At 58.6% G+C, this 25,108-nt stretch carries 28 protein-coding genes and 2 pseudogenes; 13 read left to right on the plus strand and 17 right to left on the minus strand.

The window, feature by feature from the left end; genetic code table 11:
* Positions 1-14: 14 nt before the first annotated feature.
* Positions 15-446 (minus strand): MgtC/SapB family protein, encoded by a 432-nt coding sequence (locus COA55_RS04290; protein ID WP_290500776.1) that lies wholly within the window; start codon positions 444-446, stop codon positions 15-17.
* Positions 447-618: 172 nt separating this feature from the next.
* Between COA55_RS04290 and COA55_RS04295 the strand changes: the two genes are divergently transcribed.
* Together COA55_RS04295 and COA55_RS04300 are read left to right on the plus strand one after the other, a co-directional pair.
* Positions 619-753: a hypothetical protein gene (locus COA55_RS04295; RefSeq protein ID WP_290500777.1), complete on the plus strand. Its 135-nt coding sequence runs from the start codon at positions 619-621 to the stop codon at positions 751-753.
* Between the two features lie 90 nt (positions 754-843).
* Positions 844-2,217 carry a DEAD/DEAH box helicase gene (locus tag COA55_RS04300; protein ID WP_290500778.1) on the plus strand — a complete coding sequence of 458 codons (1,374 nt, stop codon included), beginning with the start codon at positions 844-846 and terminating at the stop codon, positions 2,215-2,217.
* Between the two features lie 79 nt (positions 2,218-2,296).
* On the opposite strand, the gene COA55_RS04305 is transcribed toward COA55_RS04300, so the two are convergent.
* Positions 2,297-2,971, minus strand: a complete 675-nt coding sequence (locus COA55_RS04305; RefSeq protein WP_063519769.1) for a hypothetical protein — start codon at positions 2,969-2,971, stop codon at positions 2,297-2,299.
* Between the two features lie 129 nt (positions 2,972-3,100).
* The gene (locus tag COA55_RS04310; RefSeq protein WP_290500779.1) at positions 3,101-3,502 is read right to left on the minus strand and encodes an activator protein; all 402 of its coding nucleotides are present in this window, start codon (positions 3,500-3,502) and stop codon (positions 3,101-3,103) included.
* Between COA55_RS04310 and COA55_RS04315 the strand changes: the two genes are divergently transcribed.
* The gene (locus COA55_RS04315) at positions 3,501-3,788 is read left to right on the plus strand and encodes a hypothetical protein (RefSeq protein ID WP_290500780.1); all 288 of its coding nucleotides are present in this window, start codon (positions 3,501-3,503) and stop codon (positions 3,786-3,788) included. The two genes, COA55_RS04310 and COA55_RS04315, sit on opposite strands and share 2 nt — an antisense overlap.
* 3 nt (positions 3,789-3,791) lie before the next feature.
* On the opposite strand, the gene COA55_RS04320 is transcribed toward COA55_RS04315, so the two are convergent.
* Positions 3,792-4,697 carry an aspartyl/asparaginyl beta-hydroxylase domain-containing protein gene (locus COA55_RS04320; protein ID WP_290500781.1) on the minus strand — a complete coding sequence of 302 codons (906 nt, stop codon included), beginning with the start codon at positions 4,695-4,697 and terminating at the stop codon, positions 3,792-3,794.
* 259 nt (positions 4,698-4,956) lie between these two features.
* Here COA55_RS04320 and COA55_RS04325 point away from each other — a divergent pair, with 259 nt between their 5' ends.
* From COA55_RS04325 to yecR, 7 genes and pseudogenes are all read left to right on the plus strand, one after another.
* Entirely contained in the window at positions 4,957-5,151 is a 195-nt protein-coding gene (locus COA55_RS04325; RefSeq protein ID WP_290500782.1) for a hypothetical protein, read from the plus strand.
* A gap of 764 nt (positions 5,152-5,915) precedes the next feature.
* Positions 5,916-6,218, plus strand: a pseudogene (locus tag COA55_RS16925) (mechanosensitive ion channel domain-containing protein); the annotation flags it as partial.
* A gap of 13 nt (positions 6,219-6,231) precedes the next feature.
* Positions 6,232-6,450, plus strand: a pseudogene (locus COA55_RS16930) (hypothetical protein); the annotation flags it as partial.
* 3 nt (positions 6,451-6,453) lie between these two features.
* The gene (locus COA55_RS04335) at positions 6,454-6,663 is read left to right on the plus strand and encodes a hypothetical protein (protein WP_290500784.1); all 210 of its coding nucleotides are present in this window, start codon (positions 6,454-6,456) and stop codon (positions 6,661-6,663) included.
* Positions 6,664-6,766: 103 nt separating this feature from the next.
* On the plus strand, positions 6,767-6,940 hold the full coding sequence (locus COA55_RS04340; protein WP_007150661.1) for a hypothetical protein: 174 nt from the start codon (positions 6,767-6,769) through the stop codon (positions 6,938-6,940).
* Between the two features lie 273 nt (positions 6,941-7,213).
* Complete coding sequence (locus tag COA55_RS04345; protein ID WP_290500785.1) at positions 7,214-7,978, plus strand: hypothetical protein; 765 nt, start codon at positions 7,214-7,216, stop codon at positions 7,976-7,978.
* Positions 7,979-8,104: 126 nt separating this feature from the next.
* Positions 8,105-8,446, plus strand: a complete 342-nt coding sequence (gene yecR, locus COA55_RS04350) for a YecR family lipoprotein (RefSeq protein WP_290500786.1) — start codon at positions 8,105-8,107, stop codon at positions 8,444-8,446.
* A 398-nt stretch (positions 8,447-8,844) separates the two neighbouring features.
* Here yecR and sat read toward each other — a convergent pair whose 3' ends face one another.
* The 7 genes from sat to COA55_RS04385 all read right to left on the minus strand — a co-directional run bounded on the left by sat (position 8,845) and on the right by COA55_RS04385 (position 16,249).
* A complete protein-coding gene (gene sat / locus COA55_RS04355; RefSeq protein WP_290500787.1) occupies positions 8,845-10,050 on the minus strand; it encodes a sulfate adenylyltransferase in 1,206 nt (401 codons plus the stop codon).
* A gap of 204 nt (positions 10,051-10,254) precedes the next feature.
* The gene (locus COA55_RS04360) at positions 10,255-11,313 is read right to left on the minus strand and encodes a succinylglutamate desuccinylase/aspartoacylase family protein (protein WP_063519166.1); all 1,059 of its coding nucleotides are present in this window, start codon (positions 11,311-11,313) and stop codon (positions 10,255-10,257) included.
* Between the two features lie 119 nt (positions 11,314-11,432).
* Positions 11,433-12,341 carry a 30S ribosomal protein S6--L-glutamate ligase gene (gene rimK, locus COA55_RS04365; protein WP_007148982.1) on the minus strand — a complete coding sequence of 303 codons (909 nt, stop codon included), beginning with the start codon at positions 12,339-12,341 and terminating at the stop codon, positions 11,433-11,435.
* Positions 12,338-12,796, minus strand: a complete 459-nt coding sequence (locus COA55_RS04370; RefSeq protein WP_063519167.1) for an ATP-dependent zinc protease — start codon at positions 12,794-12,796, stop codon at positions 12,338-12,340. The genes rimK and COA55_RS04370 overlap by 4 nt, the downstream gene beginning before the upstream one ends.
* Entirely contained in the window at positions 12,796-13,179 is a 384-nt protein-coding gene (gloA, locus tag COA55_RS04375; RefSeq protein ID WP_063519168.1) for a lactoylglutathione lyase, read from the minus strand. Before gloA ends, COA55_RS04370 begins: the two co-directional genes overlap by 1 nt.
* Positions 13,180-13,370: 191 nt before the next feature.
* On the minus strand, positions 13,371-14,786 hold the full coding sequence (locus tag COA55_RS04380) for a serine/threonine protein kinase (protein WP_290500788.1): 1,416 nt from the start codon (positions 14,784-14,786) through the stop codon (positions 13,371-13,373).
* Positions 14,787-15,025: 239 nt separating this feature from the next.
* Positions 15,026-16,249 (minus strand): argininosuccinate synthase, encoded by a 1,224-nt coding sequence (locus COA55_RS04385; RefSeq protein WP_290493871.1) that lies wholly within the window; start codon positions 16,247-16,249, stop codon positions 15,026-15,028.
* 227 nt (positions 16,250-16,476) lie between these two features.
* Here COA55_RS04385 and rnt point away from each other — a divergent pair, with 227 nt between their 5' ends.
* Positions 16,477-17,145, plus strand: a complete 669-nt coding sequence (rnt, locus tag COA55_RS04390; protein ID WP_063520992.1) for a ribonuclease T — start codon at positions 16,477-16,479, stop codon at positions 17,143-17,145.
* 121 nt (positions 17,146-17,266) lie between these two features.
* Here the strand turns inward: rnt and COA55_RS04395 are convergent, their stop codons facing one another.
* From COA55_RS04395 to COA55_RS04420, 6 genes are all read right to left on the minus strand, one after another.
* The gene (locus tag COA55_RS04395; RefSeq protein WP_035248916.1) at positions 17,267-17,869 is read right to left on the minus strand and encodes a peroxiredoxin; all 603 of its coding nucleotides are present in this window, start codon (positions 17,867-17,869) and stop codon (positions 17,267-17,269) included.
* Positions 17,870-18,100: 231 nt separating this feature from the next.
* Entirely contained in the window at positions 18,101-18,835 is a 735-nt protein-coding gene (locus tag COA55_RS04400; RefSeq protein WP_290500789.1) for a PepSY domain-containing protein, read from the minus strand.
* A 44-nt stretch (positions 18,836-18,879) separates the two neighbouring features.
* The gene (locus tag COA55_RS04405; RefSeq protein WP_290500790.1) at positions 18,880-19,293 is read right to left on the minus strand and encodes an FMN-binding protein; all 414 of its coding nucleotides are present in this window, start codon (positions 19,291-19,293) and stop codon (positions 18,880-18,882) included.
* 114 nt (positions 19,294-19,407) lie between these two features.
* Complete coding sequence (locus COA55_RS04410; RefSeq protein WP_290500791.1) at positions 19,408-20,553, minus strand: porin; 1,146 nt, start codon at positions 20,551-20,553, stop codon at positions 19,408-19,410.
* Between the two features lie 192 nt (positions 20,554-20,745).
* Positions 20,746-21,081: a Grx4 family monothiol glutaredoxin gene (gene grxD / locus COA55_RS04415; RefSeq protein WP_290493166.1), complete on the minus strand. Its 336-nt coding sequence runs from the start codon at positions 21,079-21,081 to the stop codon at positions 20,746-20,748.
* Positions 21,082-21,194: 113 nt separating this feature from the next.
* A complete protein-coding gene (locus tag COA55_RS04420) occupies positions 21,195-22,742 on the minus strand; it encodes a hydantoinase B/oxoprolinase family protein (RefSeq protein ID WP_290500792.1) in 1,548 nt (515 codons plus the stop codon).
* Positions 22,743-22,946: 204 nt separating this feature from the next.
* Between COA55_RS04420 and COA55_RS04425 the strand changes: the two genes are divergently transcribed.
* Positions 22,947-24,131, plus strand: coding sequence for an aspartate aminotransferase family protein (locus tag COA55_RS04425; protein WP_063520114.1), 1,185 nt, complete (start codon positions 22,947-22,949; stop codon positions 24,129-24,131).
* A complete protein-coding gene (argF, locus tag COA55_RS04430) occupies positions 24,128-25,036 on the plus strand; it encodes an ornithine carbamoyltransferase (RefSeq protein ID WP_063520115.1) in 909 nt (302 codons plus the stop codon). Before COA55_RS04425 ends, argF begins: the two co-directional genes overlap by 4 nt.
* The last annotated feature ends 72 nt before the right edge of the window (positions 25,037-25,108 follow it).

Below are 25,108 nucleotides of genomic sequence, written 5' to 3' on the forward strand. Positions count from 1 at the left end.
TCACGCGGGGAGGGTCACCCCTCCTCTTCCTGGCGTTTGAATGATCGAGAAAACTGCAGAATCAAAAAGTTGATCAGCGACAGCACCAGGGCAATTTCATAACGGCTGTAAGCCACCGAAATACCGATCGCCCCGGTATTCCACAGGCTCGCCGCCGTGGCAGTACCGCTCACGTTAGCCCCATCCTTGAGAATCGCTCCACCGCCGATAAAGCCCATGCCGGTAATGATCCCGTACATGACCCGCGCTTCCGCGTCGGACCCGGTATACACCTGCATCCCCACCAACATATAGCCACAAGCCGCAATGGAGACCAGCGGAAAGGTACGCAAGCCGGCGCCTCGCGCCTTCTGCTCCCGGTTCCAGGCCACCGGCAACGCCAGCACAAAGGCCGCGCCAAGCTGAATCAGGTGGGTCCCCACCTGCGCCCAGTCCAGTTCCTGCATATCGCTCTCCTTGCTTGAGGGGGTACAGGGCCTTGCCCACGGCCGCTGGCAGTAATCCAGCCCGGCTACCATTGAGACGCATATGTAAGCAAAAGCTTACATCGTCACAACAGAAGCCCGCCGCCCGATCACGCTACCGTTAGTACACAGAATAAACAGAGGGGAAGGAAAAATGGAACAGAATGAATCCCTGGATCTGAACTGGCTCCCCGAGCAGCTTGATGGCATCTTCGAAGACAGCCATGCCGCCGACGCCGGCCGATGGGAATCCATAGAAAGCCACGATATCAGCTACCAGGCGGCCTGAACCGGCCGTCGGCTTTACCAAGCATTACTCGTGTTCACGCCCCGGATCAGTTAGGCTTGCCGCCCTTTTCCAGCTGATCCTCCCAACTTCATGCATTTTTCAGATCTCGGGCTGTGTGATGCCCTGCAAGCGGCCGTGGCTGAGCGTGGCTACGACACCCCTTCCCCTATTCAGGCCCAGGCCATTCCCGCCGTCTTGTCCGGCCGTGATGTGATGGCCGCCGCCCAGACCGGTACCGGCAAAACCGCCGGCTTTACCCTGCCGCTTCTGGAGCGCCTGCGCACCGGCACCCCTGCCCGCAACAATCAGGTCCGCGCCCTGGTACTCACGCCAACCCGCGAGCTGGCCGCCCAGGTGGCGGAAAGCGTCTCCACTTACGGCAAGAACCTGCCGCTAACGTCCAGCGTGGTATTCGGTGGTGTGAAGATCAACCCGCAGATGCAGCGCCTGCGTGGCGGTTGCGATGTGCTGGTGGCCACACCGGGACGCCTGCTGGACCTGTATCAGCAGAACGCAGTGAAGTTCGATCACCTGGAAGTGCTGATCCTGGATGAAGCCGACCGCATGCTGGACATGGGCTTTATCCACGACATCCGCAAGATCCTCTCGAAACTGCCGCCCAAACGTCAGAACCTGATGTTCTCTGCCACCTTCTCGCCGGAAATTCGTGCCCTGGCCAAAGGGCTGGTCAACGACCCGGTGGAAGTGGATATCAGCCCGCGCAACACCACCACCGAGCTGGTCACCCAATGGATCGCCCCGGTGGACAAGAGGCGCAAACCCGCCCTGCTCACGCATCTGATTCAGGAGCACGGCTGGTTCCAGGTGCTGGTATTCAGCCGCACCAAGCACGGCGCCAACAAGCTGGCCAAGCAACTGGAAGCCAGCGGCATTGAAGCCGCCGCCATCCACGGCAATAAAAGCCAGAACGCCCGCACTCGCGCCCTGGCCGACTTCAAAAGCGGCAAGGTGCGCGCGCTGGTCGCCACTGACATCGCCGCCCGCGGCCTGGATATCGAACAGCTACCCCAGGTGGTCAACGTGGACTTGCCCAATGTCCCCGAGGATTACGTGCACCGTATCGGCCGCACCGGCCGGGCCGGCGCCACTGGCCAGGCCATTTCCCTGGTCAGTGCCGACGAGTTCCAGCAGCTCAAGGACATTGAGCGCCTGACCCAGCAACAGCTGGAGCGCAAAATCGTAGCGGGCTTTGAGCCCGGCGAACCGCTTCCCGCTGGCCGCGCTCCCTTACCTCCCAAAAACAAACGCCCCAAGAAGCCGAAAAAACCTTCCTCCGGTGGCCACCGGGGCGGGCAGTCGTCCGGTAACGGCCAACCCGCGCAGCAAGGCAGCAAGGCCAACGGCAATGGCGGCAATGCAGGTGCAGGAAAACCTGCCGGGAACGGGCAACGTCGGCGCCGGCCGCAACGCAACAACCGTCCGGCAAATGGCAATAAAGCCTGAATCGCATAACGCCCGGTGCCTGACGCCGGATAAAAAAACGGGGCCAGCTGGCCCCGTTTTTTTATGCTAACGCCAACCCTTAACGCTGGCGTAGCAGCCCCTGGTAGTGGGCCATATAACCTTGCAGCTCGGCATCACTCAGGTCTTTGAGCACCTTGTTGTTCACCGCATGCACCGCCTTGCGGCTGCCATCCACCCCCACATTCAAGGCCTTCTGGGTCACAAACCCCACCTTCACTTCCTTGGTGTTGGCAACAAAGACTTCATCGATAATCTTGTCTGCCACATCGCCCATGGCGCGGGTCACCAGCGCCACATCCTCGGTGCCTTTGCCCGCCGCACACAGCTCGGTGGCCTTGCGGAATCTCTCGGCAAAGGCGTCATCCACCGGGAACGAAATATGAGCCTGGTTACCGTTGTCGTCACCGGCCTGCCAGTACATGTCTTTCACGTTCGCCAGTACCGGTGCAAATTCCTTGCTGGTGATTTTCTTGAAGATCTGGCGAGTCAGCATGCTGGACGCCTTGCCCGCAGTAGAAACGGCAAAATCGATGACTTTTTTCTGGCCACCGGACAGTTCGGTCATGTTGGCCGGCTCCACCAGAAACAGGCTGAGAACACGGTCGGTCAGATGATCTGCCATCTGGATAAACTTCTCCGCGCTGTCCTTGCGGTCGTTTTCAACAGCGTGGATGAAATCTTCCGTGCTGTTCACCAGCGCCGGGTTTGCGGGAATCGCCACCACATTTTGCATTGTTATGTCCTTGCCTAATCTGTGTGCCCAGGCTACCCCATCAGGCAGCCGATCAAGCTGGCCATAATAACGGGGCGATGGGCACAGGGGAAACGCCGATCAGGCCGGAATAACAAAGCTGATACGTCTTCAGGGCGAACTCGCACTTTGTGTAACCGCCCCGGTTTGCGACGGATGACGGATATCCACCTGCGGCGTGGTGAGCATGGTGCCATTCATGGCGCAATCCGGCCCCAGGTTAACCTGTTCAAAGCTGGCCGAGGCCTCGGCATTGCGCCATACCAGCGACACCGGGCCCGGACCGCAAATCCCCCCGAGCATGGGCACCCGGACTTTTACCTGCATATCATGCACCGTGAGCTTGCGGGGGCTATCCACCTGCCCTTGCCAGGGCAGGCCCAGCGCCTTGATGCTTTTACACAAAGGGTTGAGCCCCCCGAAAGTCACCGCAGTAACACGAAGCCCACCGGCGGCATCCACGCGGCCATCAAAGGTGGTTTCACAGGACACCGGTATACGACCTTTTTTCATGGCCAATTCACCGCTGGCGGAAAAGGGCCCAGCCGGCGCCACGGCCACGTCGGCCGATGCGGTAAAGGAAAGCGACAACAACACGATGGGCAAGAGCACGGCGCTCCTGCGGGCAATGACAGTCCTTATCATTGTTATTATTCCTGTTTCTGTTCTTGTTTTGTCCGGTGTTTTTCTGATGATCTCCCCGTACCCATACTGTCACGGCAATTCAACGGCTGCCAATTACAGCACGGCGGATCTTCGCCGCGCTGCTACCGTTTATCGTTCTCCGAAAAGTGAATAACATTCACACCAATTGGTAACTGATCCCGCCCAATACCGCCAGAACCACCGCCCACTTGGCGGTTACATAGAATCGCTTGTTCTTCCGCTTCACCGATTTGAGGAAGCCTTTGTAGGCGATGACACCCTTGCCCAGTTTGTTACCAATACCGGTGTGGCTGCTGTCCACGTTGTCGATCATAAACAGACGGTTGAAAAACCAGCCGAAGAACCAGTAGCCCTTTTGCACCCATTTGCTCTTCAAGGGGCGGTCCACATCGGTCATCAGGATAATGCGGGGCGTCTCGGTGCGGTTCCACGCAGAATGAATATAGGTTTCGTCGAAGATAATGCTGTCGCCATCGCGCCAGATGTAATCCTCCTCATTCACCGTCAACCCGCAGTTTTCATCATTGGGGGTACTCAGACCAATGGAGTAGCGCAGCGTGTAGGCAAACGGATCGTGATGGCGATTCAGCTTTTTGCCCGGCATCAACACCGCGAACAGGGCGATATTCAGGGTGGGAATCTGCTCCAGCAGCGCCATGGTTTTCGGCGCCAGGTCATAGGCCGAGGGCAGCTTGTTGTCATACACTTTCAGATAAAAACTGGTCCAGCGATTATCCTTGTAAAAACTACTGGCCGGCAGATCCTCTTTCGCCGTAATCAGCCCCCCGTGATACAGCGCCACCGCCTCATCGCGAATGGTTTCCCAATTATCCTCAATCAGCTGTAGCTCTGGCAGATGTGACAGGCTCAGGCGCGGCGTGGTTGGCACCTTGGACAGCAGATAGGCCGGAATATTGAACGGCACCATAAAGGTGGAAAAGTCCGACAGCTGGCGCTTCAGGCCAAACGGTTCCCGGTTACGCACCCGAATAAAAACAATGCAGCCTGCATAAGTCAGCAGACAGGCCAGAATTACGGTCATCTGTTTTCCCTTGGTTCATTGATCCCAGGTTCGAGGCAACCCGCGCTGCCCGAAAAATCGACGGCCGGGATTTTAAAGCAAAATCCCCCGTAAAACCGGGATAATACCTGCCAATTGCCGCCATTGCTCTGTCTGACAGGCCCGTCGGTCTGTTCTCTGCGGCCTTGTCAGCGCCACCATCATTGGCCGACACCCCGGTTAGCGGTACATTCTAGCCTTGCCTTGGCACAACAGCCCCCAGCCTTGAGGAATCCACCCTGTGACGCACCGAATTCTCCCCCTGATCGCCTGCCTGCTGCTCCTGGCACCGTGGAGCCACGCGGACGATAGCTCGCTGACCATCAAGGATGTCATTGATACAGGGGAGAAAGCCGAAGCGGTGATTGCTGACTCCCTGCAAGATGACAGCATTCGACCCGGCGATACCCCCTATCGACCATGCTGGCCATCATGAACGCAGCCCAGGACGGAAACTGGGACGCCGCCGGGGCTTACCTGGACATGCGCTACCTGCCCGCAGACATGGCCGACAAGGACGCCGCCACCTTGATGGAGCAGCTGAACATTGTCTGGGGGCAGCAGCGTATTCTCGACCTGACCCGGTTATCCACCCACCCGGAGGGGCACCGGGATGACGGCCTGCCCAGCTACCGGGACAAGATCGCCACCCTGACCCTGCCGGACGACACCCTGACCCTCTATTTGCAACGGGTACCCGGCGATGACGATCGTCGTATCTGGAAAATTTCCAACGCCACAGTGCAGCAAATCCCCCATCTCTGGGAGCTGTTCGGTTACAACCCGACCATTGCCCGTCTGGCGGATTATCTGCCGGATTTCACGGTCCTCTATATGCAGAACTGGCAGGTGGCCGGGCTGGTACTGATCATCATCGGCGCCTGGCTGGCCTCTTCCCTGCTGCGCCGGCTGACACTGCGCCTGCTGGAGTTCTCGGACCGTTACCGCGATACCCTGCACCAGTTCTTCTCCATGCCGTTTCGCTGGTACCTGTTCTTCAAGATGATGCAGCTGGGCGTGGCCGAACTGGGCCTGTCCATCCGCGCCCAGGTGTACCTGAACCAGTCCGCCCTGGGCTATCTGGCCACCCTGTTCCTGGCGCTGGGCGTTATCGAACTGCTTTCTGCCCTGTTCCTTAGCAGTGCCCAGAACCAGAAGTACTGGTCCGGCATCATTCGCCCGGTTCGCACCATCCTGAAAATGATCGCCACTGTGGTGATTTTTCTGCTGTGGCTCAGCGACTCCGGCTACGACATCACCACGGTGCTGGCCGGGCTGGGCATCGGCTCCATCGCCGTGGCGCTGGCCGCACAAAAGACCCTGGAAAACGTGATTGGCGCCTTCACCCTGTACATTGCCAAACCCGTTCAACCCGGCGACTTCTGCCGGGTGGGCACCACCGCCGGCGTCATCGAGGAAATCGGCCTGCGCTCTACCCGCATTCGCCAGACGGACCGCACCGTGGTGTACGTTCCCAACGCGGTACTCGCCAGCGCCAGCATCGAAAACATCAGCGATGTCCGATTTCCGTCGCTACCATCGCGACCTGCATATCCGCCTGGGCGCCAGCACCGACCAGCTACGCCAGTTACTGGTCGACCTGAGGCGCTTGATTTACAGCCACCCACGGCTCACCGAACGCGCCGCCCGGGTACGTTTCGAGGAAATCCTGCGCGACGGCTACCGCATCTCGCTGAACTGTTATGTGGACAGCAGCGCTTATGGCGAATTCCTGGCCGTGGCTGAAGACCTGAACCTGCGCATCCTGCAAATTCTGGAGGATAACGGCGTCCACCTGGCGGTGCCGGTTCAGCAATGGGTCAACAACACCGAAGACAGCACAGCCACGGTGCAACGCAGCCAGGATGAGGCTTTGCCCTTCCCCGACTTCAGTGACGACGACAAGGTCGCCATGAAAGGCAGCCTGGACTATCCGTACAAGGGCTGAGAAAACGTATATACATTGACTATCTTAAAGATAGCCTATGGCCTCATTGAAAGTCGAGCGTGAACCGGCGACGATGCGGCGTAATTTTTCATGGTGATGACCAATGGCAAAAAGCAAAGCCAAAAAGAAAAACAGCCAGCTTATCGTCCGAATCAACGACGAAGAGCGTGTGCGCTTTATCGAGCTCTGTGAGGAACTCGATACCAGTGCAGCAAGGGAAGTACGCCGGTTTATTCGCGACTTTATCAAGAATCAGGAAGCGCCTTCCGGCGACTGACTGAAACCGATAGAACCTGTATTCGACATAAACGACGGAGCACACCATGTCTCAGAAGAAAAAGCTCAAGAAGCTTTAATCTTCCATTGAAGGGGCCGGCATCGCCGGCCTCCTTCAACCACGTTCAGCCTTCCTCAGCTTCCTCCCCCTCCCTCTCACCCAATGGCATATCACCCCACACACCCAGCGGCGTACGGGTTCAGTGCTAATCATCAACATTCCGCCAATGGCAGTGTTAACATCAAGCTTCACGGGTTCAGGGGATGTTTGGGAATGATGCAACGGCTCGCTTTGCTATTCAGCCTTTTCACTTTCACCGCCGCATGCAGTTTTCAACCCGGCATCGTCGACGACAACGCTCTGCGCGAAGGCGCTACGCAACATGCGGAACAAGCGCTGACCGTACGCGCCAGCGTCATCAGTGACAGCGATGCCCACGACATCTTTGGCGTGGCCCTGGGGATACACGGCATTCAGGCCGTCTGGCTGGAGGTGGACAACCACACCGGAACGCCGCTGTATTACCTGCCCGTCACCACCGACCAACAATATTTTTCGCCACTGGAAGTGGCCTGGAAAGTGAAAGGAAAGTTCGGCAAGGAAGATGAAAAAGCCGTGGACCGCATGTTCGTTTCCCGTGCCATGCCCATCAACCTGCCAACCGGTAAGCGCACCAGCGGCTTTGTATTCACCAACCGCGATCTTGGCGTCAAGGTCGTCAATGTGGACCTGCTCGGCGGCGGAAAAAGCTGGCAATCGTCATTCATCATCGACGTGCCGGGCATCAAACTGGATGTGGACGAGGCCCGGGACTACCTGCCACAGGACATGATTTTTTCACAACGGCTGGCCGAGTTCGGATATGTACGGGCCATGGAAGCCAAACATATCGACAATCCCGGCCATAACCTCACCGGCGATCCCTTTATTACCGATGGCCTGCGGCTGGTGATATTCTTCCATAACCCCATGACGCCCATGCATGAAGTAAAAACCTCCACTGGGAACAGCCGGACCGGAACCGTCGCCACTGGATAGAAAGCAATTCGGCCCCGGCAGCGCCATCACCATAATTTTTTGCTTTCTTTACAGATTGTCGCTTGAGTCCTTCAGACCAGCCCGTAGGCTTTGTGGATACTGCTCACCCACTGACTGGAGCCAACCATGTTCATTCGCTTTCTGACCGTGCTTGCCGCCGCGTCCCTGGTCGCCTGCGTGACCGCCGCCTCCCCGATCCGGGTTGCTGACGGAAACCAGAATGAAGGCACCGTGACTCTGGCCACCGACTATAACCTGATGCAGAACCCACAGATGGACTGGCAACAAGGCCTGCAAAAAGCCAGCGCGCAATGTCAGGGCTGGGGGTATAACGGCGCGATTCCCAGTGGCAAACCCAGCCAGACCTGCAGCAATGAAACCCAGGACGGTGACTGTATCGGCTGGACGGTTAACGCGACTTTTCAGTGCACCGGGCAGGCTGCCCAGAGTAACGTCCGCCGGCAATGAATAGGGATTATCGCGGAACTGAGTGATCAGCCGGCTTCAGAACTTGTCCCATTATCCCGTCCTGGCAAGCGTTGGACGCCGGATGCCCGACGACTAACGCCTGCATTAAAAACCTGAACACTTGGCCTCCACGTTCTCTGTGCAACATGCATTACCCAGTTACTACCTTCGTGATGGTCCTGAAATCCCCGCCACCACGACAGCCGCTCAGGCTATGGGGGGTTACGTCAGGCATCCGACATCGAGCGTTTGGCTAAGTGCCAGGCATTCGCGATAAACCCTTCAGACAGCGAGTAGCGCGTTATTCACTCTTATCCGTGAGAAACAAAAAAAGCCTCTTAAAAGAGGCTTTTTTCTTTCTGATGCCTACTGAGCGAACGTGCTCAGGTCAGCCCTGATTACTTGTCGGCGTCCAGCGCCTGGTAGTAATCCATCAGGATCTGCGCCACTTCAGGACGGGAGAATTCCGGCGGCGGGGCAATCCCCTGACCCAGCATCTCACGGACCTTGGTGCCTGACAGCAGCACAAAGTCTTCCTTGGTGTGATCCGGCACATCACGCATCATCACCACGCGATCGAGCTTCTTGGAGTAGGCGGTGTGGTCGGCTTCGAAAATCTTGATCTCCAGGGCGCCTGCCGGCACTTTTTCCTGGAAAATGGTTTGTGCGTCGAAGGCACCGTAGTAATCGCCCACACCGGCGTGGTCACGGCCAACGATCAAGTGGCTGCAACCACAGTTCTGACGGAATACCGCATGCAGCACCGCTTCACGGGGGCCGGCATACAGCATGTCAAAGCCGTAACCGGTAATCATCACGCTATTGGGCGGGAAGTACACTTCCACCATCTTGCGGATGGAGGCATCGCGCACGTCGGCAGGAATATCACCCGGCTTCAGTTTACCCAGCAGCATGTGAATCAGGATACCGTCGGCGTTCAGCGCTTCCTGGGCCATGCGGCACAGTTCTTCGTGGGCGCGGTGCATGGGGTTACGGGTCTGGAAGGCAACCACATTGTTCCAGCCACGCTCAACGAATTCATTACGGATGGACACCGCCGTGCGGAAGGTATCCGGGAAGTCGTCAGCAAAGTAGGAGTAGTTCAGGACCTGGATGTCGCCAGACACAATAAAATTGCCGGCGGCCAGGAAGTTGGCCACGCCCGGGTGCTGCTTGTCGGTGGTGGCGAAGACCTGCTCGGCCACCGCTTCCAGTTCCGCATCAGTGGCTTCTTCGATGGCCGCCACGTCCATCACCGCAATTACCGGCTGGCCGTCCACATTGGGGTCACGCAGGGCAATGCGCTTGGCGCCTTCAATAGCGCTGACATCCTTCAGCATATTGACGATCGGCACCGGCCAGAACAGGCCATCGGCAGTGGTCAGGTTTTCCGCCACGGACAGCATATCCGCCTTGTTCATGTAGCCGGACAGCGGGGTGAAATAACCGGCCCCCATCATCACCGCATTGGCGGCAGCTGCCGAGCTGATCACCACTGAAGGCAGTAATTCCGCTTCATGCTGCAAGGCAACGCGCGCGGCTTCATCGGCAACGTACAGGGGCTTCAATGCGTCCGCACCGTGCGGCTTGACCAAAGAGACCATCAATTTACTCCATATGCTCAATCAACGAGGGGATTCCGTGAGCGGCGGAGTATAACAAAGGATAAGCGACAGGTCGGCCCGGGAATGCGTAATAAGAGAAGCACAAAAAAGCATAAGGGGAAGAGCCCCCCGCCCACCAAGCCGCCAGCGCGCGTTTGCATGACGCCTGGCGCCTGGCCTGAGTGGCCACAGGCGCGAGCCGGATTATACGATCGGCGGCTCCCCCGACAGAGTCGGCCCTTCCTCGATATCGTGGGTAAACTCTTCCAGGGATTGCGCCACTTCCCCCACCTCCTCGAAACGGGCGATGTGATAGAGGGCTTCGCCTTCGTTGACCAACGGCAGATTGTTGCGGCCCACCAGAATGCCAGCAGCGGGGGCGTGGATATTGATATCATCGCCGCCAAAGGGGCTGGAGATACGGCCGATGAGATCCCCTTTCTTGATCCAGGCACCCAGGGCCACCAGGGACAGGAAGACACCATCACGCTCGGCACGCACCCAGCTGGAGGAGCGGGCAATGTAGGGCTCGGCGGGTGCCTTGGTGCGGCGAGAACCGGTCATACCCAGATGATGCATCACGTTGAGCACGCCTTTGACGCCAGCACGAATGCAGGACTCGTCAAAACGCAGCGCCTCGCCGGCTTCGTAAGTGATAACCGGAATGCCCTGGGCTTCCGCCACTTCACGCAGCGTGCCCTCGCCCAGCACCGAGTTGATCACCACGGGCACGCCAAAGGCGTTGGCCATTGCGCTGGTATCGTCGTTGGACAGGTTGGCTCGAATCTGCGGCAGATTATCGCGGTGAATGGCGCCGGTGTGCAGGTCCACCGCGTGGGTGGCACGGTCCAGCACCTGGGTCTTGAACTGCCATGCCATGCGCGCACCCAGGCTGCCGGTTTCCGAGCCCGGGAAGCAGCGGTTCAGATCCCGGCGGTCCGGCAAATAGCGGGATTTATGGATAAAGCCGAACACATTCACCACCGGCACCGCCAACAGGGTGCCGCTGAGGTTTTTCAGGGCAGAATGGCGTAACAGGCGGCGGATGATTTCCACGCCGTTCAGCTCATCGCCATGGATAGCCGCGCTGACCATGAACACCGGCCCGGGCTTGCGGCCGTGGATCACGTGAATAGGCACATTCAGCGGTGTCTGGGTATAAAGCTGAGCCAACGGCAATTCCACTTTCGCACGGGAGCCGGGCTGGACGGTGATGCCATCAATTTCAAAGGGAGCGTTTTTCGGTTCTTTTGGATTTTTCATTTCTCACCCGAAACAGCCACTAAAATCTCATCCACTGTAGGCGCCTCCCATGAAAGATAACCCTACGGTGCAACCTCTTCGCGTTCGCGCCTCCAGTGGCGCTCCTACAAAAGCGAGGATCAGCCTTTGGATCCTTTCGTCTGGGTTCTGTAGGGACGGGCATCCTTTTCGATGAATTTGATGATCATGCCAGCCACATCCTTGTTGGTGGCCATCTCAATCCCTTCCAGGCCTGGAGAGGAATTCACTTCCATCACCACCGGACCATGGTGCGAACGCAGAATATCCACCCCCGCCACATTCAACCCCATGATACGCGCGGCTCGCACAGCGGTGGCGCGCTCTTCCGGGGTGATGCGGATCAGGCTGGCACTGCCACCCCGGTGCAGGTTGGAGCGGAACTCGCCCGGCGCGGCCTGGCGTTTCATGGCCGCAATAACCTTGCCGCCCACCACAAAACAACGAATATCCGCGCCGCCGGCTTCCTTGATGTATTCCTGCACCATCACCGACACGTTCAGGCCCATAAAGGCTTCGATTACCGACTCCGCGGCCTTGCGGGTTTCCGCCAGCACCACGCCGATGCCCTGGGTACCTTCCAGCATCTTGATCACCAGCGGTGCACCGCGAACCATGTTGATCAGGTCAGGGATGTCATCCGGCGAGTGGGCAAACCCGGTGATGGGCAACCCAACGCCTTTGCGCGAGAGCAGCTGCAATGAACGCAGTTTGTCACGGGACCGGGAGATGGCCACCGATTCATTGATCGGAAAAACGCCCATCATTTCGAACTGACGCACCACCGCCGTACCGTACTGGGTAATCGAGGCGCCAATACGGGGAATCACCGCATCAAACCCTTCCAGCACTTCACCCTTGTAGTGAATTTCCGGCTTGTGAGCCACCATGCTCATGTAACAGCGCAGGGTGTCGATCACATGCATTTCATGGCCCGCTGCTTCGCCGGCTTCGACCATGCGTCGCGTGGAGTACAGGCGCTTGTTTCGGGAAAGAATCGCAATTTTCATGGTTGCTCTTTTGTGCCGCCAAGGAGGAATGACGCTGTCGGGTCCACGGTAATCAGGTCCATGGCGGTTCGCCCCAGCAGCATGCGGAATTTCATGTTTTCACGGTCGGTGAGGGTGATCTCGATGGGCCAACAGCGCCCGCCCAATGCAATCTCCGTGCGAATCACCGGGCGCTCTTCCTTGTGACCACCGGAGTCGGTGACCACACGGCGATCCAGCACCGGGGCTTCGCATTCACGAACGGTATCCTGATCCTGAATCGGGTGAATGCAAAAACGCACCCACTCGGCCCCGTCACGCTCAAAGGTTTCCACCTGATAAGCGTGCAACGCGGACGTGCGGGCACCGGTATCCACCTTCATCTTGATGGCGTCGATGCCCAACCCGGGCAACTGGGCCCACTCACGCCAACCAACGATCACCTTGTTGCCCGCCTGCAAATCCTTTGTTGCCATCAATCGCGTCCCAGCAATTCGATTTTGTAACCATCCGGGTCTTGAGCAAAGGCCAGCACCGTGGTGCCATGCTTCATGGGGCCCGGTTCGCGGGTGATACGCCCGCCTCTTTCACGAATACGCTCACAAGCAGCGTACACGTCGTCCACGGCCAGAGCCACATGGCCATAGCCGTCGCCCAGATCATAGGATGACTGGTCCCAGTTACAGGTCAACTCCAGCACCGCGCCTTCCGATTCCGGCTGGTAGCCCACAAAAACATTGGTAAAGCGCCCTTCCGGGTAGTCCTTGCGACGCAATTCGGTCATCCCCAGCACCTGGGTATAGAAAGTGACGGACGCCTCAAGATCGCCCACACGCAGCATGGTATGCAGGATTCGCATGGTTGGGAAAACTCCTGACAACAGAGAAATGCACAGGTGCCGCAAGCGCCTGCCGTGTCAGGGCGAAGTGTGGTGGCAGAGGGAGGAATTGACAAGGAAAAACGCCGGAGACACGACGCCGAAAGCCAGACACAGGGAAAGGCGGTCGGGTTCTCAGCGTCAGGCCTCCGGCATTAGGCGTCTGGCGTACTTCAAGGCAGAAACAGGGACCCCTGATCCTCTACCCAGTCTTGCGGCACACTGCCCTCACGGATTCGCTGCGGGTGGTCGCCCACATCCACCCGGGCCACTTCCTGGCCGCTGGTATAGTTGAAGACTGACATCTGGTCGGTGCCACTCCAGGACACATAGCAGTGGTCACCGTCCTTGCTGGTGGTCACCCAATACGGTTTTTCGCCAATACCGGTTTTCAGTTCGTAGGAGAAATCGTCACGGTCCACCAGCGCCACATAGTCGCTCATGGTGCCGGCCACACAGAAGGTGCTGTCGTCTGCACTCAGGGCGATGCCGTGGTGGGCGGAATCGTTCACATAGGTTTCCCGGGTCACCAGTGGGCCGGTCAGGTCCGGTAGCTCGGCCAGACGCAACACTTTCTGCTCTTCCATGTCGTACTCGATAAAGCCGTGCAGAAAAGACAGCTGGAAGTAGAAATAACGCTCATCTGCCGTGTGCGCCATGGGCCGCACTGCGGTGCTCAGGTTGCCATAACCCGCGGCCTCCAGATCGGCTTCCAGATCCAGCGTTTTAATAATTTCCAGGCTGTCGGCATCCACTACCTGAAACACCCGCTCCCCCTTGGTCGCATCCAGCAGGTTCTTGCCAAGCAGGGCATCGGTGACGCCGCCCAGCAGCTCGCTGTCCAACGGGGTGTACACGGTACCGATACTGGCGTGATAGATGCGCTTGCCATCCTCGGAGTAGATATTTTCATGGGGCGAGTCACCGGACGGGAACTTGCCCTGCTCTTCACCGGTTTCCACATCGAGAATATGGACCACGTTGCCGGTGGAGGCGGACACGGCCACCTGGGTGCCATCCGGGGACAACGCCATGTGATCGGAACGGTAACCGTCCACCTCAAAACGCCAGACCACCTCACCGGTGGCAATATCAATGGCGGCCACATCCGCATAGCTGGGGCGGGAGACGATCAGCAGGCGGCCGTCATTGGAGCTGTACATATCATCCACGTACTGGTGATGACCTTCGCCAATGAGCACGCGAATCCCCTGAAAGAACACCAGATCCAGTGGGTTCATGGCAATTGCCTTCTCCCGCTCGGTCTGGTCCGGTATGCCATTGATGCGCCCCAGTCGCTTGTAGGTGCTGGCATCAATCACATCGACCATGCCTTCCCAGTTATTGCCCACGAAAATGACCTTGCGCGGGCCATCTGGCTCGGTAGCCGGGTTGTCAGGGGATTCGTCCGCCGGCGCTTGCGGCTCCGCCACCTCCCGCTCTGCTTCCTGCGCCGGGCTACTGGCGGCGGGCGCATCACTGCTGCCACCCCCACCACACCCTGACACCAGCAAGGCGGTACTCAAGGCGATAGCACCCAAAGCACGGGGAAAGAACGGGATCTCGAAAACCGGTTGGCGCAGCAGCATGGCGATTCCTCAATAAGCCTGTTGTTGTGGATATAGAGCTGTCGATATATCGCTGCTCACAGGTTAATTGAGACGATCGTACAATCTAAATGTACTTTCCTTGTTGTTATGTAACGTATTACGCCGGACGCCCGGTGCCAGAGGCCCGACATAAAAAAGCCACCGCGTGCCCGTGGCTCGCGGTGGCTTTTTGTGGTGCTTTACCCGTTAGGCGTCGGGCGTCATGCATCCAGCGTAGATCAACCCAACTTGCGGCCCGTCTTGGCGGCAATACGCAGACGCAGCGCGTTGAGCTTGATAAAGCCTTCCGCATCTTTCTGGTCGTAGGCGCCGGCATCGTCTTCAAAGGTAGCAATGGACGCATCGAACAGGCTGTCGTTGTCGGAACGGCGGCCGACAACGGTCACGCTGCCCTTGTAGAGCTTCAGGCGCACTTCGCCGTTCACGTGTTCCTGGGTGGCATCGATGAGCTTCTGCAGCGCCAGACGCTCCGGGCTCCACCAGTAACCGTTGTACAGCAGCTCGGCGTACTTGGGCATCACGGAGTCTTTCAGGTGCGCGGACTCACGATCCAGCGTCAGGGACTCAATGGCACGGTGGGCCGGCAACATGATGGTGCCCCCCGGGGTTTCGTAGCAGCCGCGGGACTTCATGCCCACGTAGCGGTTTTCCACGATATCCAGGCGGCCAATACCGTTATCGCCACCCAGCTTGTTCAGTTTGGTCAGCACTTCGGCCGGGCTCAGCGTTTCGCCGTCGATGGAGACGATATCGCCCTTTTCAAAGCCCAGGGTGATGTAGGTGGCCTGGTCCGGGGCCGCTTCCGGGCTCACGCTCCAGCGCCACATGTCTTCTTCTGCTTCCCACCACGGATCTTCCAGGTTGCCGCCTTCATAGGAGATGTGCAGCAGGTTGGCGTCCATGGAGTACGGGGATTTTTTCTTCTTGCTGGAGAAATCCACCGGGATGTTGCGCTCCTCACAGTAGGCCATCAGCTTTTCGCGGGAGTTCAGATCCCACTCACGCCAAGGGGCAATCACCTGAATGCCCGGGGCCAGCGCGTAGGCGCCCAGCTCGAAACGCACCTGATCGTTGCCCTTGCCGGTGGCACCGTGGGAGATGGCGTCAGCGCCGGTCTCTTCAGCAATTTCCACCAGACGCTTGGCGATCAGCGGGCGGGCGATGGAGGTGCCCAGCAGGTACTCGCCTTCGTAGATGGCGTTGGCACGGAACATGGGGAATACATAATCGCGTACGAATTCTTCGCGCAGGTCTTCAATGTAGATCTCTTTCACGCCCATGGCTTCTGCCTTGGCGCGGGCCGGCTCCACTTCTTCGCCCTGACCGATGTCGGCGGTAAAGGTCACCACCTCACAGTCATAGGTATCCTGCAGCCATTTGACGATAACTGAAGTATCCAGGCCACCGGAATAAGCCAGTACCACCTTGTTGATCTTGGACATTGAAAGACTCCGCAAATGGGTGACCGGCAGCGCATGGGCCGGCCCCCGATGAATCGTGGGGCATATCGAGGGGGCGTATTGTACCCGCCCGCCCCGGTTCCCGTCACCTCCATGAACTTGAGCAGCTCGGTTTCGCCTGTTGCCTGCGTGACGATTCCGGTAGCATAAGCCCCGCTCGCCGTTGCGCTTGCCGTTTCTGCGGGGTCTTTGTGTTTGATGGAGTGATCATGAGCGATCAGCATCCCAGCCTGGCGCTACGTTTCCGCGGCTTTTTGCCCGTCGTTATCGACGTGGAAACCGGGGGATTCAATTCCCAGACCGACGCGCTGCTGGAAATCGCCGCCGTTTTGATTGAAATGGACGCCCAGGGCAACCTGCGCCCGTCCACCCGTATCCAGTTCCATGTGGACCCGTTCCCCGGAGCCAACCTGGAACAGGCCGCACTGGATTTTACCGGCATCGACCCGAACAACCCGTTACGCGGGGCGGTATCGGAAGAAACCGCCCTCAAGGGCGTATTCGAACCGGTGCGTAAAGCAATTAAACAACACGGTTGCACCCGCGCGGTACTGGTGGGCCATAACAGCTTCTTCGATCAGGGCTTCCTGAACGCCGCCACGGACCGGGCCGATATCAAGCGCAACCCATTCCACCCGTTCTCCAGTTTCGATACCGCCGCCCTGGCCGGGCTGGTATACGGACAAACGGTGCTGGCCAAAGCCTGTGAAGCCGCCGGCATCCGCTTCAGCCAGCGCGAAGCCCACTCAGCGCTATATGATGCCACCCGCACGGCGGAACTGTTCTGCTCCATGGTCAATCGCTTCAAGACCCTGGGCGGCTGGCCACCACCACCGGCCAAAACCATCCCGCCGACCCTGGCGAAAGAGCTGGATTGATTGGACGCCTGACGCCTGACGCTGCGCAGTGTTTTGATCCTGCTTTTAGCGTCAGGCATCCGGCAAGCAGCACAAAAAAAGGGGCGCCATCTCTGGCGCCCCTTTCTTGTGCTGCTTTCTATTACAGCTTGTCTGCGTTACCAGACAGGTACTCGGCCACACCGTCCGGGGTGTCTTTCATACCGGAATCGCCTTTCTGCCAGCCCGCCGGGCACACTTCGCCGTGCTCTTCGTGGAACTGCAGGGCATCAACCAGACGAATCAGCTCGTCCATGTTACGGCCCAGCGGCAGATCGTTAACGATCTGGCTACGCACCACACCGTTCTGGTCGATCAGGAACACGCCGCGGAAGGCCATGCCACCTTCAGACTCAACGTCGTAGGACTGGGCAATGCCGTGGTTCATGTCAGCGGCCAGGGTGTATTTCACCGGACCGATCCCGCCTTCGTTGACCGGGGTGTTACGCCATGCGTTGTGGGTAAAGTGGCTATCGATGGACACACCGATCACTTCCACGTTGCGCTCTTTGAACGCATCCATGCGGTGGTCCAGAGCGATCAGCTCGGACGGGCACACAAAGGTGAAGTCCAGCGGGTAGAAGAACACCAGGCCGTACTTGCCCTTGATGGCTTCGGACAGGGTGAACTCGTCAACGATGCTGCCATCGCCCAGTACAGCAGGAACAGTAAAATCCGGTGCAGGTTTACCTACCAGAACGCCCATTGTTTCTCTCCATTGTTTCCATTCTTACGGTATAGCCAGAGCAAAGCGCTCGCTCTGGCCGCTTGAAATCCTGTGGAGCAGCGATCATACAACGCCCGCAGCAATACTGCATGGGCTAGCTGCATTGGACAATCATGGGGATTGTGTCCCGGCTTTCAACAGGCAAAGCGCTTTCTTTGGCAGGAATCTGGATCGTTTGCGCAAAACACCGCCAATTCAGCCCCCAGGGCCCTATGAACGGCGGGAGCGACTCCAGATCACCGTACCGGTCAGCGCCAGCACCACCAGCACCAGGGCCGCCAGGTCCATTACTAACTGGCCGGCCAGACCGAACAAACGCCCGGCATGCAGATCCAGCAACAAACGCTGCCAATTCAGTGACGGCGGTACACTTTGCGCCACTACACGCTGCTTCATGGTTACGGGCAGGGCCTGGAACAGGGAGGGCGCCCAGGTGGCGCCCTCGGGCAGCGCCACGCTGGCCAGCTGATCCACATCGTACTGGCTCAACCCCTGCTCGGTTTTCAGCACCAGCCCCTGATCATTGCGCCCCAGGGTACTGAATGCAGGCACCCCGTAGGCTGGCCCCATACGCTCCACCTGTTGGCCCTGGGCATCCAGCAGCAACAGTGCGTCAGCACAGCCGACCACCGTCCAGCCATTATCCTGCACCACGCCACGCAACGGCGCCCGACAATAGAGGCTCTTTTCCCCGTCAATAAACAGGCTGTCATTGGCCTGGGCATACCAGCGGTTATCCAGGACGATACCCGACACGGACTCTGGCACCGGCGCACCGTACCAGCGCGCCAGCAATGGCGGCAGCGGCCGGGACGACCAGCCGAAGGATTCGATATGATTAAGCAGGACGCCGGTGACAGACAGCACCAGCACGGGCAGCGCCACGGCCAACCCCAACCAGCGATGCCAGCGGCGCCACTGCCGAGTCGGTTTGCGTTGGTTCATGACGGCCTCGGTATTCAAAAAAACCCGTTAATGAGCAGCAACCGCTACGGCGTAAGCTGCTGATCCAGCCACAGCGCCAGCCGGGCCGCACGCTGCAAGGCATCCACCGACAAGGTCGCACCGGTAATGCCATCGATGGAACGGTCCAGTTTGCCGTTTTCCAGTTGCGCCTGATCGAACTGCCGGGTGAAGAAGGCATGCCGCACTTCCCAGCCCCGGGATTCGCGATAAATCAACACGCGCAAAGAAGCGATTCTACCGTCTTTAACACTAATACCAAGGGTAATGGGGTGATCCCGCCCGATGACGTTCAGCACCCAGGCACTGGTTGTTCCATCTGACCAGTAACGCTGGCGGAACCCCGGGTCTTCCTTGCTGAGCGCAACCGCCTGCTGGCGCTGCGTCTCATCCAGCCAAAGCATGGCCGGCGTTGGCACAGCCGCAAACTGCTGCGCCATAAAATCTGCGACGGAAAGATACACATCTTCCGCGCGGGCGTTTCCTGACAGACACAACAGCAGAGTGAGCGACGCCCACCCTGCTGCCTGTCGAAGTGATCTCAAGCGCAAGGCCTAGAAGCTCCAGCCAATACCGAGATTGATGCTGTCGTCAGCCTTATCATCCTCGGTGGAGTTTTTGTAATTCACATTCTGCATATCGGCCTTCACTACCACCTGCGGCACAATCCAGTAGTTCACACCGAAGGTGCTGATCATCGATGCTTCGTTGTCAGTACCATCTTCTGCCAGCAGGTTGATGTTCTCATAACGACCGAACACACCCAGCTTCTCGGTGACTTTATAGGAAAGCTCATACAGCTCGCCGTCCTGACGGTCGGCATCCGTATTAAAACCGTTAAAGTCCCAGCGAGCTTTTTGTACCGTCGCGGTGATGCCCGCGATGGTGTAACGGGCATGGGCTTCCACCAGGCGGGCGCTGACGTCTTCCGGACCCAGATCCTGGTTTACGTCTTGCTGGTACTGAACCGACGATGCCAGATCCAGCCCGGGAATGCCGACAAAGCGCAAACGCCCTGTGGCCGCCCCTTTATTGGCCGCCGCTTCAGACACTTTCTGGCGGCTGCCGCGAATGCTGGTGGTGCTGCCCTGGAAATCCAGGCCGGAATGCACCGCGATGTCATAGGTCAGACCCGCGCCCAGATCCTGGCTGAACATGGCACCGGCTTCCCACCAGGTCGCAGGAATCACCGCGCTTTCCAGGCGATTACGCTCCACACCATAGAAGGTGTTCGGCTCATGGGTTTCGTTGATGATCCCCACTGGCACCAAAAATTGACCCAGCTTCAGCTTGGTATTGGCGGTCGTATCGATCTCGATGTAGGCCTGTTCAAGCTCCACTTCGCCGTCTTTGCCTTCCCCAGCCAGACCATGCTCCAGCTCAAACTCGGAGAAAAAACGCACTTTGTCCGTAAAATCGTAGCCGAAGAAAAGAACAAAACGATGCGCATCGATTTCGTCATTCTGCTGCTTGCCACCAAACTCGGGGTCTCTGTTGAAATGGTTATAGTGCAGCTCGCCGTAACCGCCAATGCTCACTTTACCGAACGGATTGGAGGAGGCGCCCTGCTCTTTTTGCAGTGCTTCTACTTGCTGGGCAAGAATGTCGATCTGTTTCTGCAGGTCTTCGGCGGATTGCGCCGCCTGCGCAGAAAAAGGCACAGCAGCCATTGCCGCAGCCATAAGGGTACGCTTGAACATGTTTCTTCCCTTCCCTGATACAAGACTAAATAAGTAAATCGCGCAGGAATTTAAACGAAGAAGAAACAAGATTGAAACTTATTCTTAATACACTTTTTGTGGCCAAACATTAAAAAACCCGGTTCACCCGGGTTTTTTAATGTTGAATATTATTCGGAGAAAAATAAAAAAATTTCTCGAATTTAATTCAAATCAGGATTCGGACTCATCCGACTCCACTGCAACGCCTTCCACCAGCTCTTTGAGCTGACCGGAACGGTACATATCCATGATGATGTCGCAGCCACCGACCAGCTCGCCGCCCACCCACAACTGGGGGTACGTGGGCCAGTTCGCATACTCTTTCAGGTTCTGACGAATTTCCGGCGCTTCCAGAATGTTCACATAGGCAAACGGCTTGCCAACGGCGGTCATGGCTTCCACTACCTGGGCGGAAAAACCGCACTGGGGAAACTGGGGAGACCCTTTCATGTAGAGGATCACCGGGTTTTTCTCGATCTGGTCTTTGATGACCTGCATCACATCCATTACTTCACCTATCTCGTATTGAGTGCCGTTACGCCTGTAAATCTCGCGGCACGTAATCATCTGGCAACACCTCTGCCACAGAGTTACGCCCTATAGTGGCCATTGTACCACTGTCACCCCCCATAACCGCCACCACCCGGGGAGGCGATGATCAGGCGGTCGCCGGGAGCAACCTCGGTACTGTATTTGGGGGGCAAAGCCTGATTATTCAAGCGGTTCTCACCGGCAGCGCCCTCCCCGCCGCCCGCTAGCCCCCAGGGCCGATAGCGGCGACGCTCGGTCAGCAGCGTCACACTGGCTGGCCCCAGAAACTCCAGTTCCCGCAGGATACCCTCTCCCCCTCGATGCTGCCCGCGCCCTCCACTACCCTGGCGAAGCTGATAGCGGTGCACGCGCAAGGGGTAATGAGACTCCAGGCTCTCGATCGGCGTGTTCAGGGTATTGGTCATATGGCTATGCACACCGGACAGCCCCGCACCCGTGGCATGGCCACCGGTGCCACCGGCCATGGTTTCGTAATAATCCCAGCCCTGCTCACCGTCGGCGCCCATGGCCACGTTATTCATGGTCCCCTGGCTCGCCGCCGGAATCGCCTCCGGCGCCACCTGGGCCAGCGCACCCAACACCACGTCCACCACCCTGGAGCTGGTTTCCACATTACCCGCTGCCACTGCCGCCGGGCGACGGGCATTAAGCAGTGAACCTTCCGGTGCGTACAGCTTGATGGGGCGAAACAGACCATCGCAGGCGGGCACATTGTCATCCATCAAACAACGAAAGCAGTAATAGGCAGCCGCCGCCGCCACGGACAAGGGGCAATTGATGTTGCCGGCAACCTGCCCGGCCGTACCGGTGAAATCCAGCGACGCTTCTTCCCCACGAATCGTCAGCGCCAGCACAATAGGAATATCCTGTTGCCCCTGCCCGTCGTCATCCATGTAATCTTCAAAACGATATTGTCCATCTGGCAGCGCAGCGATACGCGCCCGGGCCCGCCGCTCACCATAATCATTAAGCGCATTGAACGCCTCGGCCAGCGCCGCGCCATCGTGCTCCGCCAACGCCACCAGACGAGCAGCCCCCGCCTCACAGGCACTGGCCTGGGCGGCAAAGTCGGCAAAGCGGGCATTGTCCACCGGCAACACCGCCCGGGCGTCGGCCTGCAGCCCTGCCAGGCGCCGGCACAGCGGCACATCCCACTGCCCCTGCTGCTTGAGCAACGTGGGCGCAATCACAATCCCTTCCTGGGCCAGGTCCGTAGACACCGGCATGGAGCCCGGGCTGTGAGCACCGATATTGGCGTGGTGGGCGCGGGTCACCGCGAAGCCGAGCAACGTGGGCCCCACCAGCACCGGAGCAATCACGGTCACATCCGGCAGATGCGTGCCGCCCAGATAGGGATCATTCACCACCATCAGGTCCCCGGACTGCCAAGTTCTGCCACTAACCAGATCCGCCATGGCGTAGGCCATGGAGCCCAGATGCACGGGAATATGCGCGGCCTGAGCACATAAACGGCCCTGAGCATCAAAAATGGCACAGGAAAAATCGAGCCGATCCTTGATGTTCGGAGACAGGGCACTGAGACGCAGCACCGCGCCCATTTCATCGCAGACACCGGCAAGGCGGTTGGCAAAAATACTCAGCTGGACAGGATTCATAAAGGCAATCAATAGCTAACAGTGAATAGTTAATAGCTAAAACCATTAACCCTTGAGGCAAACAAGCCTAACGCCAATCCATGCAGGGTGTTAACTATTCACTGAAATGTGCGCTATTATCGGGGGTTCCCGGCAGCCTAACAGCTGCCGTTTTTTGTTTTGGTCACGCCAAAACAGACGAATTCGCTTTAACGAGTCAGGGTAATGAGCCAGCAATTTTTGATTCCCACCTACGCGCGCCAGCCAGTGGCTTTCGTGCGGGGCGAGGGCGTGTGGTTATACGACGAAAACGACCACAAATACATGGATGCCATCTCCGGGATTGGCGTGTGCAACCTGGGCCACTGCCACCCGGCAGTCACCCGCACCCTGGCCGAACAGGCCGGGCAGCTGATGCACACCTCCAACCTGTACCGCATTCCTGCCCAGGAATCGCTGGCCCAGCGGCTGTGCGAATTGAGCGGCATGGAGAACGTGTTCTTCTCCAACTCCGGAGCAGAAGCCAATGAGGCCGCCATCAAGATTGCCCGCCTGTATGGCTCACGCAAACAGATCGCCCGCCCCACCGTGATCGTTATGGAAGGCAGCTTCCATGGCCGCACCATGGCGACCCTGTCCGCCACCGCCAATGCCAAGGTGCAGGAAGGCTTTGCGCCTTTGCTGGACGGTTTCATCCGTGTGCCGTTCAACGATCTGGCAGCAGTAGAAGCCCTGGCTGATAATCACGATATTGTCGCCGTTCTGGTAGAACCGGTGCAGGGCGAAGGCGGCATCCACATTCCCGCCAACGATTACCTGGCCGGCCTGCGCACCCTGTGCGACCGCAATGACTGGCTGCTGATGCTGGATGAAATCCAGTCCGGCAACGGCCGCACCGGGGATTACTTTGCCTGCCTGGGCGCCGGTGTCACCCCGGATGTGCTGACCACCGCCAAAGGCCTGGGTAACGGTTTCCCCATCGGCGCCTGCCTAGTGGCCGGCAAGGCAGACGGCGTGTTCGGCCCCGGCAATCATGGCAGCACCTACGGCGGCAATCCGCTGGGCTGCGCCACCGCCCTGACCGTGGTAAACACCCTCACCGACGACATCATTGATGGCGTGGCCGACAAGGGATCCTGGCTGAAAGACGCCTTTACCCAGGCATTCTCAGCTCTGCCCATGGTTACCGAGATCCGCCAGAAAGGCCTGATGCTCGGCATCCAGCTAGATCGCCCCTGCGCCGAACTGGTCAACCGGGCCCGCGACGCCGGCCTGCTGATCAATGTCACTGCCGGTTCCGTGGTGCGCTTGCTGCCGCCACTGGTAATCAGCCAGGCAGAGATGCAGCACCTGGTGGACACTCTCTCGACTCTGATCCACCGTTTTGCCGACGAGCAGGAGGTCGCATGACCCGTCATTTCCTGACCCTCACCGACCTGACCCCGGATGAGCTCGGCTACCTGATCCAGCGCGCCATTGAGCTGAAAACCATGCTGCGCAACGGCCAGCACCACGAGCCGCTGAAAGGCAAAACCCTGGGCATGATTTTTGAAAAATCATCCACTCGCACCCGCGTTTCCTTCGAAGTGGCGATGACCCATTTCGGTGGCGCCAGCATTTTCCTGTCACCCCGTGACACCCAGCTGGGCCGCGGCGAGCCAATCGAGGATTCCGCACGGGTTCTGTCACGTATGGTCGACGCGGTGATGATTCGCACCTTTGACCACGCCACCCTGCAGACGTTTGCCGACCACTCTGCGGTACCGGTGATCAACGCACTCACCGACGACTTTCACCCCTGCCAGTTGCTGGCCGACATGCAAACCTATGTGGAACACCGCGGCAGCATTCAGGGCAAGAAAGTGGTGTGGGTCGGCGATGGCAACAACATGTGCGCCAGCTACATCAACGCCGCCAATCAGTTTGATTTCGAGCTGGTGATCAGCAGCCCGGATGGCTTCACTCCGGACAGCGACTTGCTGGGCCGCTACCCGGACCGGGTCAGCCTGGAGCCGGACGTGGCCACCGCCGTGCAGGGCGCACACCTGGTGGTCACCGATGTATGGGCTTCCATGGGCCAGGAAGACGAACAGCAAACACGCCTTAACGCCTTTGACGGCTACCAGGTCACCCCGGAGCTGATGGACAAGGCCGACCCGGATGCGCTGTTCATGCACTGCCTGCCGGCCCACCGCGGCGAAGAAGTCAGCCATGAAATGATGGAAGACCCCAGAGCCGTGGTCTGGGATGAGGCGGAAAACCGCCTGCATGCCCAGAAAGCCCTGCTGGAATTCCTGCTCACCGGGCAACATTGATGGCAACGCTGCACGCACCATGCCACACGCATCACGGAGACATCTTCCCCTGTTGCGTGCAGCGTGAAGCCG

Origin of the sequence: Alcanivorax sp., from assembly GCF_002733835.1 — a bacterium.
In the GTDB taxonomy this organism is placed as follows: Bacteria; Pseudomonadota; Gammaproteobacteria; order Pseudomonadales; family Alcanivoracaceae; genus Alcanivorax.

Coding starts and splice junctions, on each gene's coding strand:
- COA55_RS04290 (WP_290500776.1), bottom strand. CDS start 446: ATGCAGGAACTGGACTGGGCGCAGGTGGGGACCCACCTGATTCAGCTT.
- COA55_RS04295 (WP_290500777.1), top strand. CDS start 619: ATGGAACAGAATGAATCCCTGGATCTGAACTGGCTCCCCGAGCAGCTT.
- COA55_RS04300 (WP_290500778.1), top strand. CDS start 844: ATGCATTTTTCAGATCTCGGGCTGTGTGATGCCCTGCAAGCGGCCGTG.
- COA55_RS04305 (WP_063519769.1), bottom strand. CDS start 2,971: ATGCAAAATGTGGTGGCGATTCCCGCAAACCCGGCGCTGGTGAACAGC.
- COA55_RS04315 (WP_290500780.1), top strand. CDS start 3,501: ATGGCCAATTCACCGCTGGCGGAAAAGGGCCCAGCCGGCGCCACGGCC.
- COA55_RS04310 (WP_290500779.1), bottom strand. CDS start 3,502: ATGAAAAAAGGTCGTATACCGGTGTCCTGTGAAACCACCTTTGATGGC.
- COA55_RS04320 (WP_290500781.1), bottom strand. CDS start 4,697: ATGACCGTAATTCTGGCCTGTCTGCTGACTTATGCAGGCTGCATTGTT.
- COA55_RS04340 (WP_007150661.1), top strand. CDS start 6,767: ATGGCAAAAAGCAAAGCCAAAAAGAAAAACAGCCAGCTTATCGTCCGA.
- COA55_RS04345 (WP_290500785.1), top strand. CDS start 7,214: ATGATGCAACGGCTCGCTTTGCTATTCAGCCTTTTCACTTTCACCGCC.
- yecR (WP_290500786.1), top strand. CDS start 8,105: ATGTTCATTCGCTTTCTGACCGTGCTTGCCGCCGCGTCCCTGGTCGCC.
- sat (WP_290500787.1), bottom strand. CDS start 10,050: ATGGTCTCTTTGGTCAAGCCGCACGGTGCGGACGCATTGAAGCCCCTG.
- COA55_RS04360 (WP_063519166.1), bottom strand. CDS start 11,313: ATGAAAAATCCAAAAGAACCGAAAAACGCTCCCTTTGAAATTGATGGC.
- rimK (WP_007148982.1), bottom strand. CDS start 12,341: ATGAAAATTGCGATTCTTTCCCGAAACAAGCGCCTGTACTCCACGCGA.
- COA55_RS04370 (WP_063519167.1), bottom strand. CDS start 12,796: ATGGCAACAAAGGATTTGCAGGCGGGCAACAAGGTGATCGTTGGTTGG.
- gloA (WP_063519168.1), bottom strand. CDS start 13,179: ATGCGAATCCTGCATACCATGCTGCGTGTGGGCGATCTTGAGGCGTCC.
- COA55_RS04380 (WP_290500788.1), bottom strand. CDS start 14,786: ATGCTGCTGCGCCAACCGGTTTTCGAGATCCCGTTCTTTCCCCGTGCT.
- COA55_RS04385 (WP_290493871.1), bottom strand. CDS start 16,249: ATGTCCAAGATCAACAAGGTGGTACTGGCTTATTCCGGTGGCCTGGAT.
- rnt (WP_063520992.1), top strand. CDS start 16,477: ATGAGCGATCAGCATCCCAGCCTGGCGCTACGTTTCCGCGGCTTTTTG.
- COA55_RS04395 (WP_035248916.1), bottom strand. CDS start 17,869: ATGGGCGTTCTGGTAGGTAAACCTGCACCGGATTTTACTGTTCCTGCT.
- COA55_RS04400 (WP_290500789.1), bottom strand. CDS start 18,835: ATGAACCAACGCAAACCGACTCGGCAGTGGCGCCGCTGGCATCGCTGG.
- COA55_RS04405 (WP_290500790.1), bottom strand. CDS start 19,293: ATGGCGCAGCAGTTTGCGGCTGTGCCAACGCCGGCCATGCTTTGGCTG.
- COA55_RS04410 (WP_290500791.1), bottom strand. CDS start 20,553: ATGTTCAAGCGTACCCTTATGGCTGCGGCAATGGCTGCTGTGCCTTTT.
- grxD (WP_290493166.1), bottom strand. CDS start 21,081: ATGGATGTGATGCAGGTCATCAAAGACCAGATCGAGAAAAACCCGGTG.
- COA55_RS04420 (WP_290500792.1), bottom strand. CDS start 22,742: ATGAATCCTGTCCAGCTGAGTATTTTTGCCAACCGCCTTGCCGGTGTC.
- COA55_RS04425 (WP_063520114.1), top strand. CDS start 22,947: ATGAGCCAGCAATTTTTGATTCCCACCTACGCGCGCCAGCCAGTGGCT.
- argF (WP_063520115.1), top strand. CDS start 24,128: ATGACCCGTCATTTCCTGACCCTCACCGACCTGACCCCGGATGAGCTC.